11 protein-coding genes are annotated in these 14,554 nt (G+C 42.2%); 6 read left to right on the forward strand and 5 right to left on the reverse strand.

Annotated features, from left to right (window positions below; translation table 11 throughout):
- On the forward strand, window positions 1-419 hold a 419-nt coding region (locus ACUVJL_RS25465; protein WP_445248384.1), incomplete at its 5' end, for a transposase.
- Between the two features lie 139 nt (window positions 420-558).
- On the opposite strand, the gene ACUVJL_RS25470 is transcribed toward ACUVJL_RS25465, so the two are convergent.
- Window positions 559-1,734, reverse strand: coding sequence for a homocysteine biosynthesis protein (locus ACUVJL_RS25470; protein WP_445248385.1), 1,176 nt, complete (start codon window positions 1,732-1,734; stop codon window positions 559-561).
- Between the two features lie 307 nt (window positions 1,735-2,041).
- Between ACUVJL_RS25470 and ACUVJL_RS25475 the strand changes: the two genes are divergently transcribed.
- Complete coding sequence (locus ACUVJL_RS25475) at window positions 2,042-2,692, forward strand: Uma2 family endonuclease (protein WP_445248386.1); 651 nt, start codon at window positions 2,042-2,044, stop codon at window positions 2,690-2,692.
- 97 nt (window positions 2,693-2,789) lie between these two features.
- On the opposite strand, the gene ACUVJL_RS25480 is transcribed toward ACUVJL_RS25475, so the two are convergent.
- The 4 genes from ACUVJL_RS25480 to ACUVJL_RS25495 form a co-directional block, all read right to left on the reverse strand.
- The gene (locus ACUVJL_RS25480; RefSeq protein WP_445248387.1) at window positions 2,790-3,965 is read right to left on the reverse strand and encodes an AI-2E family transporter; all 1,176 of its coding nucleotides are present in this window, start codon (window positions 3,963-3,965) and stop codon (window positions 2,790-2,792) included.
- 172 nt (window positions 3,966-4,137) lie between these two features.
- Window positions 4,138-4,755 carry a Uma2 family endonuclease gene (locus ACUVJL_RS25485; RefSeq protein WP_445248388.1) on the reverse strand — a complete coding sequence of 206 codons (618 nt, stop codon included), beginning with the start codon at window positions 4,753-4,755 and terminating at the stop codon, window positions 4,138-4,140.
- Window positions 4,756-4,918: 163 nt separating this feature from the next.
- Window positions 4,919-7,072, reverse strand: coding sequence for an O-linked N-acetylglucosamine transferase, SPINDLY family protein (locus ACUVJL_RS25490; RefSeq protein ID WP_445248389.1), 2,154 nt, complete (start codon window positions 7,070-7,072; stop codon window positions 4,919-4,921).
- Window positions 7,073-7,149: 77 nt separating this feature from the next.
- Window positions 7,150-7,338: a hypothetical protein gene (locus ACUVJL_RS25495; RefSeq protein ID WP_445248390.1), complete on the reverse strand. Its 189-nt coding sequence runs from the start codon at window positions 7,336-7,338 to the stop codon at window positions 7,150-7,152.
- Between the two features lie 1,242 nt (window positions 7,339-8,580).
- Here ACUVJL_RS25495 and ACUVJL_RS25500 point away from each other — a divergent pair.
- The 4 genes from ACUVJL_RS25500 to ACUVJL_RS25515 all read left to right on the forward strand — a co-directional run bounded on the left by ACUVJL_RS25500 (window position 8,581) and on the right by ACUVJL_RS25515 (window position 14,503).
- Window positions 8,581-9,906 carry a class I SAM-dependent methyltransferase gene (locus ACUVJL_RS25500; RefSeq protein ID WP_445248413.1) on the forward strand — a complete coding sequence of 442 codons (1,326 nt, stop codon included), beginning with the start codon at window positions 8,581-8,583 and terminating at the stop codon, window positions 9,904-9,906.
- Window positions 9,907-10,012: 106 nt separating this feature from the next.
- The gene (locus tag ACUVJL_RS25505; RefSeq protein ID WP_445248391.1) at window positions 10,013-10,549 is read left to right on the forward strand and encodes a type IV pilin-like G/H family protein; all 537 of its coding nucleotides are present in this window, start codon (window positions 10,013-10,015) and stop codon (window positions 10,547-10,549) included.
- A 122-nt stretch (window positions 10,550-10,671) separates the two neighbouring features.
- The gene (locus ACUVJL_RS25510; protein ID WP_445248392.1) at window positions 10,672-12,903 is read left to right on the forward strand and encodes an O-linked N-acetylglucosamine transferase, SPINDLY family protein; all 2,232 of its coding nucleotides are present in this window, start codon (window positions 10,672-10,674) and stop codon (window positions 12,901-12,903) included.
- 19 nt (window positions 12,904-12,922) lie between these two features.
- Window positions 12,923-14,503 (forward strand): hypothetical protein, encoded by a 1,581-nt coding sequence (locus ACUVJL_RS25515; protein ID WP_445248393.1) that lies wholly within the window; start codon window positions 12,923-12,925, stop codon window positions 14,501-14,503.
- Window positions 14,504-14,554: the final 51 nt, after the last annotated feature.

A 14,554-nucleotide genomic window follows, 5' to 3' on the forward strand; every position in this document is an offset into this window, starting at 1 on the left:
AATATTTGTCAATTGATAGTCGTAGAACTAAGCGTTTAAATGTCTTGGGAATCATGAATCGGCAAAACACGCGACCTGCTTATGTTTCAGAGCAGACTATTAATTCTGATGTAATCATAGCCTGTATCGATACTTTCTTTGCTGTGGTGGAGCGGCCAACATTTATTGTGGTAGATCAAGCTTCTATTCATACTAGCAATGCCATTTTAGATAAACTTGAAGAATGGAAAGAACGCGGCTTAACTATATTTGAATTGCCGACTTATTCACCTGAATTGAATTTAATTGAAATTTTGTGGCGGTTTATCAAATATACATGGCTCGAAATAGATGCCTACTCTAGCTGGCAATCTCTTGTTTCATCTGTAGAAAAAATTCTTAAAGAGTTTGGAGATAATTATGTAATTAATTTTGCTTAACTACTTAGCGGTTCGATCGCGTGGTGAGGTATGGGGGCGAGTCCTAGGCCTATGCCCACGGAGGCCTATGCCCACGGAGGCCTATGCCCGCGAGAGCACCTCATGTTACTGAGAAAGGCTATAGCTCATCTAAAATCCTTTATTCGAGCCTCACTTGGGCGCCCCACAAATCTTGCGGGAGAAATACTCTGTCGGTGGGTAGGGGAGCAACAGGGGCCGTGAGGGTAAATTGACCCGCTTCAATTTGCTGCTTCAATTCCAATGCTACTTGCCGGGACAGAAACATACTCGCCAGGGGAGCGGCCCGTACTGGTTTGCCCTCGATCATGATGCGGCCAGTCTTTAATTGAGCATAGCTGACTAAACCGAAGGTGGGACGAACGCGCCGGGGGATAGAGAAATCTACCACCGGCGCTACTATTTTTTTGTCTGATACTGCACAGTTGGCGACGACTGTTTCGTTTAAGACGGGAAAGGGAATGCCCACTCCCAGCATCAGGGATGGGCCGTAGTTTTTGAAGTAGCAGCCGCGCACCCATTTCGAGTTCATCTGTTTCGCGTCGCCGATGAGTGCAAGGGTGGCGGCCGGGCCGATGGGGGTGCGGTTGGGCTGGCGTTTTTGCAGCGGGAAGTGCTGGGTTCCTTCCCAGGTGATGTAGCCGGTGGCGCCTCCTAGGAAGATGCGGGTGCCGATGCCGATGACTTGGAGGTCGGGGTCGTTGAGCAAGGGAGACATGGCTCCAAGGTTCGAGTAGACGGCGTTGCCGAGGTTTGGTTGCAGGGGGCCGAGGTAGGTGAACAGCGGGCGATCGCCTCCATTGACGCCAACAATAAAGTTTTGATATGCGTTGCGGGGATTGAATAAATAAAACTGGTTGATTGTATCGCGGGTAATCGTGGTTTCAAAGGAGGCGCGGGGGTAGCAGTCTGTTACTTGCCCCAAGGCTCGCAACTGCACGGGTTTGCCGGCTATTAAGTCTTCGATGACGTGTCCGCCGCCCCGTTCGCGGGATTCTTCGCCGTCTTCGGCTACTTGGGTAGCTCCCAGGTACAGGTCTACTGCCCCGAAGCCCGAGTAGGCTAAAACGCCGTCCAGCCAACATTGGCGGATTTTTATCGGCGGGTCGGTATGGCCGAGGTTGATGATTGCACCGGAGGATTCCATCGGCTCGAAGGTGCCGGTGGTAATCACATCGACTTCTTTGGCTGCTTGGGTAATGCTGGTTTCTTGAACTCTAGTTTTGAGTTCTTCGATTGTCCAGACTGTGGCTTTGCCCTGGCTGATTTTATCGTTGATTTCGTCGATCGATCTCATATATTTTAGATTTTAGATTTTGGATTTTAGATTTTTAATTGATTGATTTTGGAGTGATTTTGATTGGGTATTGATTTGGGATTGATGGAATGTCGATCGAGCTGGTTGTTTGAGATAAAAGCAATATATTATAACTGAGATGTTGCACTATTCTCAATAAGCCTTTTATGAACAGGCAAGATGCCTGTTCCACAAGAAAATTCACTCTTCGTGGAACAGGCCTCTTGCCTGTTCTTGATAATGACGCAAGATGTAAATTATAACGGATACAATAACAATATCATAAATCAAATAAAGGGCGATCGCCATGACTCAAGCGATATTAAAACCAGTCACGTTTGATGAATTTATTGACTGGTATCCTGAAAATTCTGAAAACCGTTACGAACTGCACAATGGAGCTATTGTTCCGATACCTAAAGCAACCGGAGAACATTCAGAAGTAGCGGGCTTCCTTGTCGCTGAACTCAACTTTGAAATCCGACGACTAGGACTTCCTTACTTCGTTCCCAAAGAATGCGTTGTCAAAGCTGATAACGAGCTATCTGCTTACGAACCGGATGCGATCGTTTTGGACAGGCAAGGGACGGACAGCGAACCGAGATGGAAAAAGGAATCTATCATTACAATGGGGAGTTCTGTCCGGCTAATTGTCGAAGTTGTCAGTACCAATTGGCGGGATGATTACGGCTACAAATTGGTTGACTACGAAGCTTTGGGCATTTCTGAATACTGGATTGCGGACTATTTGGGACTTGGCGGGCGACGCTATATTGGCAATCCTAAACAACCTACTTTTTCTGTTTACCAGTTGATTGACGGTGAGTATCAAGTCAGTCTGTTTCGGGGTAGTGATAGGGTTGTTTCACCCACATTTGGGCAGTTGAATTTGAGTGTTCAACAGATTTTTAGCGTCGGCAGAGATACGGTAGAAAATGCGAGGCTTGAAGATAGTTAGTTGAGGGTGTTCGTACCACAAATTTCCTAAGTTTGTAGTGAATACTTCTGTCCTCTAACTGGGAATTAATCAGGAGTGAAGTCATTATGAACCTTAACTATTGATTGTCAGGAGCCTCATTTTCAGCCGGATCGGGGATGTCGGGTTTCTGTTCTGGTAAATATTTTTCGGGCAGGCTTTCGGCGACTCCTATAGATTCATGTTTTTCATGGATGGCAGAATCGATAGCTGCTAAGGTTTTAGGGCTGGCACTCCACTGGTTGAGAATATCTTTAATTAGGGCTTCCCTAATCCAAACTTGAGCTACAACGGTGAGGGGGAGGGCTAGCAATAAACCTAAAAATCCAAAGAAGGTGGCAAAGAATACTTGAGCTATTAATGTTACTGCAGGCAGCAGTGATACTTGCTGTGCCATGACGTAGGGGGTGAGGACGTTGCTTTCAAACTGTTGAATTAGGAAGTAAAGGATTAGGACAAAACCGGATTTTAAGGGAGAATCTAAAAGTGCGATCGTCATTGGCGGGATGACGCTCAGAGTGGGGCCTATATTGGGAATTAGGTTAAGAAACCCTGCTACTACAGCGTGAGCTAGCGGTAGGGGAACTTGCAAGACCGACAAACCAATTAAGCTCAAAAAAGCAATCACACTCATGCTAATGAGAGCGCCGATGACCCATCGACCGAGAGCTATTTCGCATTCATCTAAGATGCCATCGACTCGGCGACGATAAAAAGAGGGAAATAGTTGGATGAATGCTTTGCGGTAAGATAGAGGTTCTGCTAATGTCATTAAGGTCAAAACTATGACGAGCAAAAAGCTGAGAATAACGCCTAATGTGTTGCCGACAAAGGCTCCGGCACCGCCGACGAGTTGGTTGAATAAAGGTTGCAGTTGTTGCATGATGTCGTTAACATCAAGATTTGGCAGCCGCTGACCCAATTGTCCTGAAAAGCGAGCTTCGATTTGATCTATCCACTCATTTAATTTCGCTATTCCTTGAGGGGCTCTTTGGGTAAGTTGTTGAAACTGTTGGGCAAAGGGTGGTACAATTATGAGGAATAATCCTACAAAGACCAGGAATAAGAAGCTAATTGAGCAAAGTACGGCGATCGATCTTTTGAGTCCGAATTTTTGCAAGTAGCGTGCTAGTCTGTTTAAGGCTGTGGCTAAGACGACGGCGGCAAACAGCAGCAGTAGGGCCTGCCTGATTTGCCACAGGATGTAACAAGATGCGATGAGGGCTAATAAGCCCATCCACTGTCCTAGCTTCATTAGATTTTAGATTTTAGATTTTAGATTGAGGAATAGGCTATTAGGAATTGCTGCTTGCTAATTGCTCTGCAGCCCAGAAGCGATGAATCGCATCTCTACAAGATACCTTAGATGCGCGCGATCGCCTCTTTAATCAAATACGCCTACTCGGACAGCAGCATAAGCAGCCTCCTCAATTCCCTTTTGCAAACACCTGCTGCGCTGTCAGCTTCAATTCTGGGAAAGTTGGGGACTCAATACACTCGCCCCCTCGGAATAGTTTGACTTGGTATTCCCCGTCAATTAGTTGGTAAACCGAAAAAGTTGGTTGCTTGGGGTTGCCGATGAACCGTCTGCCGCCCAATCCTAAATAGTCTATAATCCAATATTCTTGAATACCTATTGACTCATAGGCCTCTAGTTTGCGGGCATAATCATCCTCCCAGTTAGTGCTGGTTACCTCTACGATTAGGGGAACTGATGAACCCATTGTGATAATTGATGATTTCTCCCATCGCGGCTCGTTTCCAATGGTTTGTTCGTTAAGTACAATAATATCTGGTTCATATCCCGATTCCTCGCGCATGGGTTTGATGACGCATTCTTTGGGGATGAAGTATGGCAATTGTAGCCGTCTGATTTCAAAATTTAGATCGGCTACGAGAAAACCTGTCAATTTAGAATGTTTGCCTGTTGCTTTTGGCATTTCAACAATCTCTCCATTGTGCAGTTCGTAGTGGTGTTCTGAGTTCTCAGGATACCAGTCAATGAATTCATCGAATGTTACTAATTCTGGTAGGGTTTGAATCATGGTTAGTCCCTCAATTTTGGTTTTGATAGCTGTACGGGGTCGGAATTGATAGGGAAGATTGACTTGTTGTTAGTATCCTTTTCACATTAAAAGTGTGGCCAGTCTTCTGTAGAGATATTTTTTGGGTCGCACAATTGAATTTTAATTTATAATATTAAAACAATTATTTAATTTTTTCTCGAACAATTTGTTGATAAAAACCCTCTAAAGCTGTCACGCAAACTTGATCGTCAAACAGAGCATCTTGTCGCTGACTCATGCGTTGTGCAATGTCTCGCCGCCACTGTGAGTCTAGACCTAACTTGACAGCAATTTGAATATATTCCTCTTCGTTTTGTGCAATTGTGTCTGTTACTCCCAGCATTTTTAGAAAGCTATAAGCGTGAAGTCCCCGCATAAATTCTCCCGGACAGGTGACTATGGGTAAATTGCAAGCGATCGCCTCCAAAGACGTATTCCCCCCCGACCAAGTAAAAGTATCTAAGAAAACATCGGAAAGAAAGTTAATTGCTATGTAATCGTGTCGAGTTGGAATGGTTCGGAATAGACAGTAATCTTCGCTATCAAGATTAACAGCAGCAAAAGCAAACTTTAGCCGTTCCCGCAGCAGTTCGCCGCGAGGAAAAATAAACTGAGCTTGCGGAACGCGGCGGGCAATTTCGGCTAAAATAAAATCATATTGCGGTAAGTATTTGAAAGGGGCTTGGCAACATAAATAAATTACTGCATCTTCTCGGAGGTCAAAATCTAAGCGACTGTTGTTTAATTTACCAACGGTTGGTTTTGGGTAGGCAACGCCAATATTCGGCAACTTAATTAAGGTTTCTGAGTAGTGCAATTGTGCATTTTCCGGTTCCATCAATTCACTAGAAATAAAATAATCAATCGTCGGCAAACCCGAGGTTACAGGATGTCCCCAGGCCGAACATTGCACGGGGGCAAGGCGCAAAGCTGCTATTTGTATAGTTGGTGCGTCCATGCCAATTTCCGGGAAGACAAGAATATGCAATTTATCATCAATAATTTGTTGGCATACGGCTTCTAAGTTGTGAGGAATGTGGCGAAATCGATCGCTGTATTGGCGAAATTGTTCTGTAATTGGATCGGGATCGTTCCCCGTATAGTAACAGTAAATTTCAAATTGTTGGTGGTTGCAATAACGCAGCCAGCCAGTTAACCATAAAGTGCCGCTGTAAGAATGCAAATAACTAGAAATATAACCTACTCTAATTTTGCCATTTTCCAGCAGTGGAGGCATTGATTGCGGTTGCACCCACTGCGAATAGTTGGCTACCATAACTCGATGCACTAAATTAGCATACTTTGATTGCGATTCCACAACATTGTGAGCCTGATATGCTAGGTAAAAATTAGTGAAACTACTAAAACCCCGGAAAGCATTAATTTTGTCTTCGGGAGTTTTTAGGGATGTTTTTTGAATTAATTTTTCTAATTCTAGGACAAATCTTTCCCTGTAAAATTTTATTTCATCTGATGTGTTATAAACAATCGGCAAAGTTAAGTGTTTAAAGAGTTGAAAAACATATTCATTCGGCAGTATTTGCGTTGCTCTTTCTGCACTGGATATAGCTAACTTAGTGCGTCCGTTCTGCTGGTAAATTTTGACTATTTCAAAGTGCAGTTTTCCTGCTGTAGGGTAATGGCGGATGCCTTCTTCAAGGATCGCGATCGCTTCTTCGATTCTGTTGAGGTTTCTTAAACACTCGCTTAAGTTACCATACAGTTCTATATCTCCTGCCTGGGATACTAAAAACCTTTGATAGTGCTTAATGGCTGCTTCGTATCTTCCTTGACGGTAGAGTTGGTTGCCAAATTCTATCAAGACTAATGCTTGGGAGTCAAGGGTGATATCGCTAAGTTGTTCCTGTTCCACTACTGGAATTTGTGCGGCTCCAGACTCTGCTATTGCTTGGTAATTTTCCGCATTCAGCTTAATTCGATATTGAATCTGTGGCAAAATATCGCTCCACTGGCTGCGATTGAGGTTTTCCAATAAAATAATTTCCGGTTCTCCGTTAATATCTAAATCTTCTTCCATCAAAAGATTCATCACAATCCCTGATACAATTAAACTTGCATCTAACTCGGATTTTTCTAAAGTTTCGCTCACATCTATTAAAAGAGTTAGGAAATCGAGATCGGGATGACTTACCAGACTCCTAATAATTAGTTCTAACTCTAAATAAAGAGATTCTTCTGGTTGGTTCCAATCAGGAAAAATCAGCAAATTTAAGGGTTTCAGATTTAACGTGGCTAGATCCATGTGATTGTCTGTCTCATCTATATTGCTGGGCATCGAGGGGTTTTGGTGTGAGTGTTCGATCGCCCCTGGTTTAATTTAACTCGTCTTTGGGCGCGATCGCCCTCCATCCCCTATCTTGGCTGTTGGCGCGATCGCCAGCCGAGGATAGCAGCTAGGATGATACTCGGGGAAAAGACAGCGATTAGGGCGTTGATGTCGGTAGAGGGTATGGATAAGCTAGGCCCTGCGTACTTGATGGCTAGGGAAAGGGCGGCGGAGAGGGTAAATACTTTGAGGATGGGGCTGATGTTGGTGTTCATGGAGGTAGTGGTTGGTTGTATAATCTGTTTTTGCGCGGGGGCTGGAAATATTGGCCCTCACTATTATGCCAAGTCCCGGCTGTTGTGCCGTGTGGGGTTTGGGGAAAAGTGCGATCGCTCGTGGGGGAGGGTGTTGATAATATTTATGAAAATTTTGGGTAAGCTTCTGTTTAAACGTAGGTTCGCATAATTGAGATTTCCTTCCTTAACCTAACTGAGCAAGAGCATACCTTGTTGCTGGCGATCGTTTAAGCAGGCCAAGCATCTTGCCGGAAAAATTGATAAATTATAAGTCCTCAACTCAGGGACTCACAGCCAAAACCGATGATTAGCGTCAAAACTTTTTTAGAGCAAGCTCAAAATCCAGACTATTGGAAAAGCCTAAATCCCCAGCTAAGTGTAGGTGAAGATTTTACTTCACTATCTGGAAGTGTTCTTTCAGTTGAGCAAGAACATATGGAAAAACTGTTGTTCAATCTCAAGAAAGAGGGCTACTTTCAAATCGATTCATTTTTGTCTGAAGCAGAAATTTCGCGCATGGCCGCTGGCATCGAAAAACTGCGAGAGTCAGGCTGGCCTGTCCCATTCGCGTTCATTTACGATGAGTTTTGGCAGACATTTTGTCGATTGTCTCAGATATTATCAGTTATCCTCGGCGAGGAGTATCGACAGTTGCCCGCTTTTTGGGGTTGGTACATCAACACAACCAATACGGAAAAAGGATGGCAGCCACATCGCGATAACTTGAATGACACTCTTTTAGCAGACGGAATGCCGAAATGTGTAACAATCTGGATACCCCTGAGCGATGCCATTCCTCTCAATGGATGTATGTACATCCTCCCAGCTCCTTTCGATCCTAATTATGGCGGTAAAGTCCAAAAAGGTGAAAAAAAGGAAAGTATCAACTTTCAAGATATTCGTGCATTGCCCGCAACTGCCGGTTCTGTTTTGTGCTGGAATCACGCGGTAATGCACTGGGGAGGCCGCAGCAGCGAAAGAGCACCTCATCCACGCATAAGCTTGGCTTTTGAATTTCAGCGAAGTGACGTTGAGCCATACAAAAGTCCACTGCTTGACCCATCTAATCCCCCAAATTTTAATCAGCGTTTGGGCTTGATCGGGAAGCAAATCCTTCAGTACAATCATATGTATCCCTTGTCGGAGGAGATGGCAGAAGTTGCTACAAAACTGGAAAATAAATATCTACTACCCTCAATTAACAAGCGAGATTACTCTAAAATGGAAAATCAAGAATTAGATACAATAGATAAAATTTGTCAGCAATTCGACAAGGTTTGCTATCCTAGAACTCCCCTAGAAAATTCTCCCAAAAACGACTATCAGGCTTTATTTTTTCATAATATCGCAACAGCTTACTATTTAAGGAATCAAAGAGTTTTAAATACAGAAGGTAAAGTTATTTTGGATGCCGGCTGCGGGAGTGGATACAAGTCATTAGTTTTAGCAGAAGCTAATCCAGGAGCTAAAATAGTTGGCCTCGATCTTTCAGAAGAATCGGTTAAAGTAGCTCGGCAGCGTTTACAATACTATGGCTTTGAAAATGTAGAGTTTTACGCACTGCCAATAGAACAAGTATCTAGTTTAAACATCGAATTTGACTATATAAATAATGATGAAGTTCTTTATCTCATGCCTGACCCGGTGGGGGGTTTGCAAGCGATGAAGTCTGTTTTGAAGCCTGGTGGAATTATCCGTACTAACCTCCACAGTTCACGACAGAGAGCGTTGGTATATCAGGCTCAGACTGTTTTCAAAATGATGGGTTTAATGGACGGCAATCCTGAAGAAGTTGAGATTCAATTAGTGGGAGAAATCATGAATGCCTTGGATGATACAGTGATATTGAAAGCAAGAATTGGGAAACCTGAAGACTACCAGAATGAAGAATGGGTACTGATGAATTACTTATTACAAGGTGACAAAGGCTATACCATTCCAGAAGCATTTGCCATCTTGAGAGCCGCTAATTTGGAATTAATTAGCATGGTGAATTGGCGGCATTGGGAAGTGACGGATTTATTCAAAGATTCAAATAACTTACCCGCGTTTCTGGAAATGAGCTTGCCAGAAATTTCTGTGGAAGATCGACTGCACTTGTTTGAATTATTACATCCCATTCATCGTTTGATTGACTTTTGGTGCGGTCATCCCAACCAGGAGCAGCAATTTTTGCCAGTTCCTGAATGGACTCTCTCTGACTGGCAGGAGGCTAAGGTGCATCTTCACCCTCAATTGAAAAATCCCCAGTCTAAAGAAGACCTACTCAACTGCATCACGAGTCACAAACCCTTTGACATTAGTCGTTATGTGTCTTTGCCAACTCTAAGGCCTGTCGTGATAGAGAGTAACATGGCTGCTTGTCTGCTACCACTGTGGGAGCGAGCGCAGCCTATGCGGTCTCTAGTGGCTCGGTGGCTGAAAGTCACACCGCTGCATCCCGTCACCCTAGAGTCTGTAAGTGAGGCGACGGCCTTTGAGCAAGTCAAGGAACTCTTGACTAGGCTGGAAGCCTTTCTGTATGTGCTTTTGGAGCGATCGGCTTGATATATAAAAAAAAAATAGCTATGTTGATATGAAAGCCAGGGAAAAGGGGTAAGTTAAGTGTACGAGTGAGAAATCAAGCATCACACGCCTCTAGGAGAAAAAAACCATGAAGACAGAATTTAAAGCCAGATTCCTCCAACACCTCAATCAAAAAAGACAGGATAAGGGTTTCACGCTAATTGAACTGCTGGTTGTTATCATCATTATCGGTATTTTGTCTGCTATCGCTTTGCCTTCCTTCTTGAACCAAGCTAACAAAGCTAAGGAATCAGAAGCCAAGCAGTATACTGGTTCCATGAACCGCGCTCAGCAAGCTAAATTCGGGGAATCAGGAGGCTTTGCAACTACTGTTGATGCTTTAGGAATTGGCATCAAAACTCAAACTACTAACTTCAAATACCAAATCAGCGGAACACAGAGCAATGCTAACGAAATGGGTCACCAAGCAGTACCTCTGGTCAAAGCACTGAGAGCTTATACGGGAACTGTAGGTTTGACTCAAAATGCTACTACGAGTGAAACAAGCACTGTGGCAGTATTGTGCGTAAGTAAAAGCACTCAAACAACTGCTCTTGCTGCTGTGAGCGTGGGTGGTAATAACCTAGTGTGTAATGCTACTGATAGCGATCCAGTAACCAAGTAAACAAGGTATCAGAAAAGTGTCTTTTGCCTTTCTCGATTGAAACTTTCACATTTGCCCACGAGTTCATCCCACAGATTTAAGCTGTGGGATGAATTATAGTAACTATGACGCCTAAATACCCATTGACTAAGCCTATCGATTGGCAACAACAAGCTGAGAAATTCCTGCTAGGAGGCAATTACCCTCAAGCACAGAATTTGTATGAGCATGCAATTGAAGCGGAGCCGGACATCAAGTCTCATTACTGGCATTTGGGATTGATGTTGCTGTTGCAGGGGCAAGAGGCAGAAGCTCAGACGACTTGGCTACTAGGCATGGCGGAGGGGGAGCCAGAACAGGTTGAAATTTGGACAGCCGCATTGTTGCTGGTGCTGCATAAGGAAGCCGATCGGCAAGTAACTCTCGAAAACTATGCAATGGCTTGGACAATCCGCCAACATATAAGGGAAATTACGCCAGAAGACATTAATAACCTGTTGCATTTGATTGGTTTGTCTATCCTGCTTGAAAATTATACGGGAGATGAATTAAGTGCTTTAGGCGTGATAGAACTGTTAGAGTCGGAGCTATTAATACCATTAGATTTGGATCTATTGATGCAAGTGTTGAAGAGTGTTTTAGATTATGCTCCTTTTCACCCATCATCCCTAGCATTTGCATCGGCCTCTGTAGCTCATATCCGCGAGTTGGAAGTCTTTGTTCATCTGATAGTCATAACGTCTATAAATATTGCTAACTCGTCGCCACATTTAGCAGCTCGTTTTCTTGAAATCTGTCGTCGTTTAGAGCCTGAAAGTCTGGAACATAGTCATCGGTTGAGTTTTTTGCATCATTTGGCTAGTTTTTACCAAAACGCTCGAGAATATGATGAAGGTATAGAAGTAGCAAAGTTGTGCTACTCTTTGGCAGAGGAACTATACGATAAAGTTTGTGCTAATCATAAAGTTTTGCGCGGATTAATGGGGGCTGTTGGCTATTGGGAAGAGGTATGTTTGCTGATTGAGCAGCATAAATCCCAGCTAGAAATGCTGATAGCTCAACAGCCCAGATCCTTGAGTTCCTACACCGTTGTCAGTCTGTTTACTAGCACCTTCTTTTTTCCCTACTTGCAGGATCAGGCCAAAAATAATAGACAAATTCAAAATCAAATGGCAGCGCTATGCCAAGCTAATATTGAAGTTTATGGTCAGGAACAGGTAGAGCGCTACCGAAAGCGCCATTTAGTTAATAAAAGCAGCGGTGTTGCCTCTAAAAAGTTGAAAATCGGCTATCTATCTCATTGCTTCGGAATGCACTCTGTGGGCTGGTTAGCGCGATGGTTGTTTCAGTATCACGATCGCGATCGTTTTCAAATTAATGCCTATTTTATGGCTTATAGAAAAAAGCCAATATATGACTCGTTAGAAGACTGGTATAGTCAGCAGGCCGATCGGGCTTTTCAAGGAAGTTTATCTACCTTTGAAATGGCGGAGCAAATATCTCAAGATGAGGTTGATATTTTAATTGATTTAGATAGTACAACCTTAGATTTGAATTGCGAGGTGTTGGGACTTAAACCTGCACCTATTCAAGTTACTTGGCTAGGTTGGGATGCTTCAGGATTACCTGCTATTGATTACTTCATTGCCGATCCTTATGTTTTACCCGAGTCGGCCCAGGATTATTACAGCGAAAAAATTTGGCGCTTACCCCATACTTATATAGGTGTGGATGGTTTTGAGATGGATGTACCCACTCTGCGACGCGAGGATTTGAGTATTCCCAGTGATGCTGTTGTATATATGAGTTCTCAAGTAGGCTACAAAAGGCATCCAGATACGGCGCGACTACAGATGAAAATTGTTGCTGAAGTTCCTAATAGTTACTTTTTAATTAAGGGTGGGGCTGGGGAAGAATCCCTTAAAAAGTTCTTTAATCAGTTAGCAGAAGAAGAGGGTGTAGATGCTCAACGCTTGCGATTTTTGTCGCAAGACCCTACAGAAGCGATTCACCGAGCTAATTTAGGCATTGCCGATGTTGTGCTGGATACTTATCCTTATAACGGTGCTACAACTACCCTCGAAACTCTCTGGATGTGTATCCCTCTTGTGACGCGGGTAGGTGAACAATTTTCTGCACGAAATAGTTACACAATGATGATGAATGTGGGAGTAATGGAGGGGATTGCTTGGACTGACGATCAATATGTGGACTGGGGGGTTAGGCTGGGTAAAGATGCGGTTTTGCGACAACAAATTAGCTGGAAATTGCGCCAGTCAAGGCTAACTTCTCCTCTGTGGAATGGTAAGCAGTTTGCCCGTGAGATGGAGAATGCTTATGAGCAAATGTGGCAGATATATCTGGAGAAGAGTTAGTTGAGCAAGGTAATTGAGCGTGAAAATATCTGATTCTCTTAGCTTTTTCCGAAAATATAGTTATCTAAGTGTATTCCTGTTTATATTAATATTTTGGTTTTTCATTTTGATCGCAAGTGGTTCGTTGTTTTCGGGATACCACTTTACTGATGACCATGAAATAACTCATATTAACTATAATTTAACTGTTCAAAAACTGGGTATTTTTCAAGTAAGTAGTCAATGGATTCACAATGATTTGCTAACTGGAAGGTTCCGACCTTTTTATTATGTTCATAGAATCCTGGCAACAAGATTACTAGGAGTTAACTTCTGGTGGTGGTCATTTTATACGGGAATGTTAGGAGTTTTGACTACTTTTTTCCTATTTATATTTGGTCAACTGATAACGTTTTCAATAAGTGAGGCACTACTATTTTCATTTTTAACAACCTTAGGGACACAATCCGCAATATGGTGGCAACTTGGGCCTGCGGAAACAATAGGTACATTCTTGCTAGCGGCGGCTTTAGTATTTGCAGCAATGAGTGAGATATCTAGTAAATATAAAAGTTTATATGAAATTTTATTTGTTTTTTTAGTTTTAATAATGTCTTTGTCCAAAGAAAGTTTTATCGTTGTGATTCCAGCTATAGCTTTGATAAAAGTATGGCTGTCTCCTCATCTCAAAAATTTGGTCTGGCATGAATCTATTAAGAAAAATAGTTTATCTATATTTATTTTAGGCTTATTTTTTACCGTTGAGCTTTTATTAGTAAAATATTATATTGGGCTAACTCCTGAGATTGGATATGCTGGTGTTGAGGGATTTAGTATTTCCAAAACCATCAGTGCTACTCAAAATTTAAGCCAGGCTGGTTATTGGTGGATAATATTAGCCTGCTTCATAGGAATTAGGTTAACGATTAAACCCCCTTATTCTCAATCCTTACCTCAGATTTTAAACGTTTTATATTTTCCTATTATTTTACTTTTCTTAGTTGCAGTACCTCAAGTATTGCTTTATGCTAAGTCGGGAATTGTTCAACGATACATATTGCCCGGAATTTTAGGTTATTCTTTTTTAATAATAAGTCTCTACAATTATCTGAATAAAATTTATAAATTGGCAGCTAAGTTAATTTTATTATTAATTATGATTGGGTTGAGCTTTAACTTGAGTGTAGCTTGGGATGCTGCTCATACTTTTGCTAAGGAAGGGAAATCTACCAATGCTTTACTGCGAACAATAGAAGCCAGGACTAAGGTAAACGATCGAATTTTAATTGTTTCAAACCCTCATCTTTCCTATGAATGGAGTTTTTCAATCAAGAAATATCTTAATTATGTATCAAATAGAAATAATTTATATTTCCACAGTTATGTGAACACAAATAATTTTTTCTTTAAAAAAGTAGAAAGCTTTTATGACTATCAGATTTTGGATAAAATAAAAAATAAAGTAGATGTGCAATGCGTGGTAATTTTTCCATATCAAAAAAATATATTTTTAAGTAGGTCATCTTGGTTTTTAAGGGATAAGTTTAAGGAGTATGAATTTGGGAATTTTAATCGAAACTTAAATAAAAATACTAAAATTTTCCTTTACTGTAAGAAGTAGATAGAAGTTTAAATTTAGGAATTGCCTATGTGTTATTGGATACTGATCGTG

Origin of the sequence: Microcoleus sp. OTE_8_concoct_300 (genome assembly GCF_031383065.1) — a bacterium.
Classification (GTDB): domain Bacteria; phylum Cyanobacteriota; class Cyanobacteriia; order Cyanobacteriales; family Microcoleaceae; genus Microcoleus.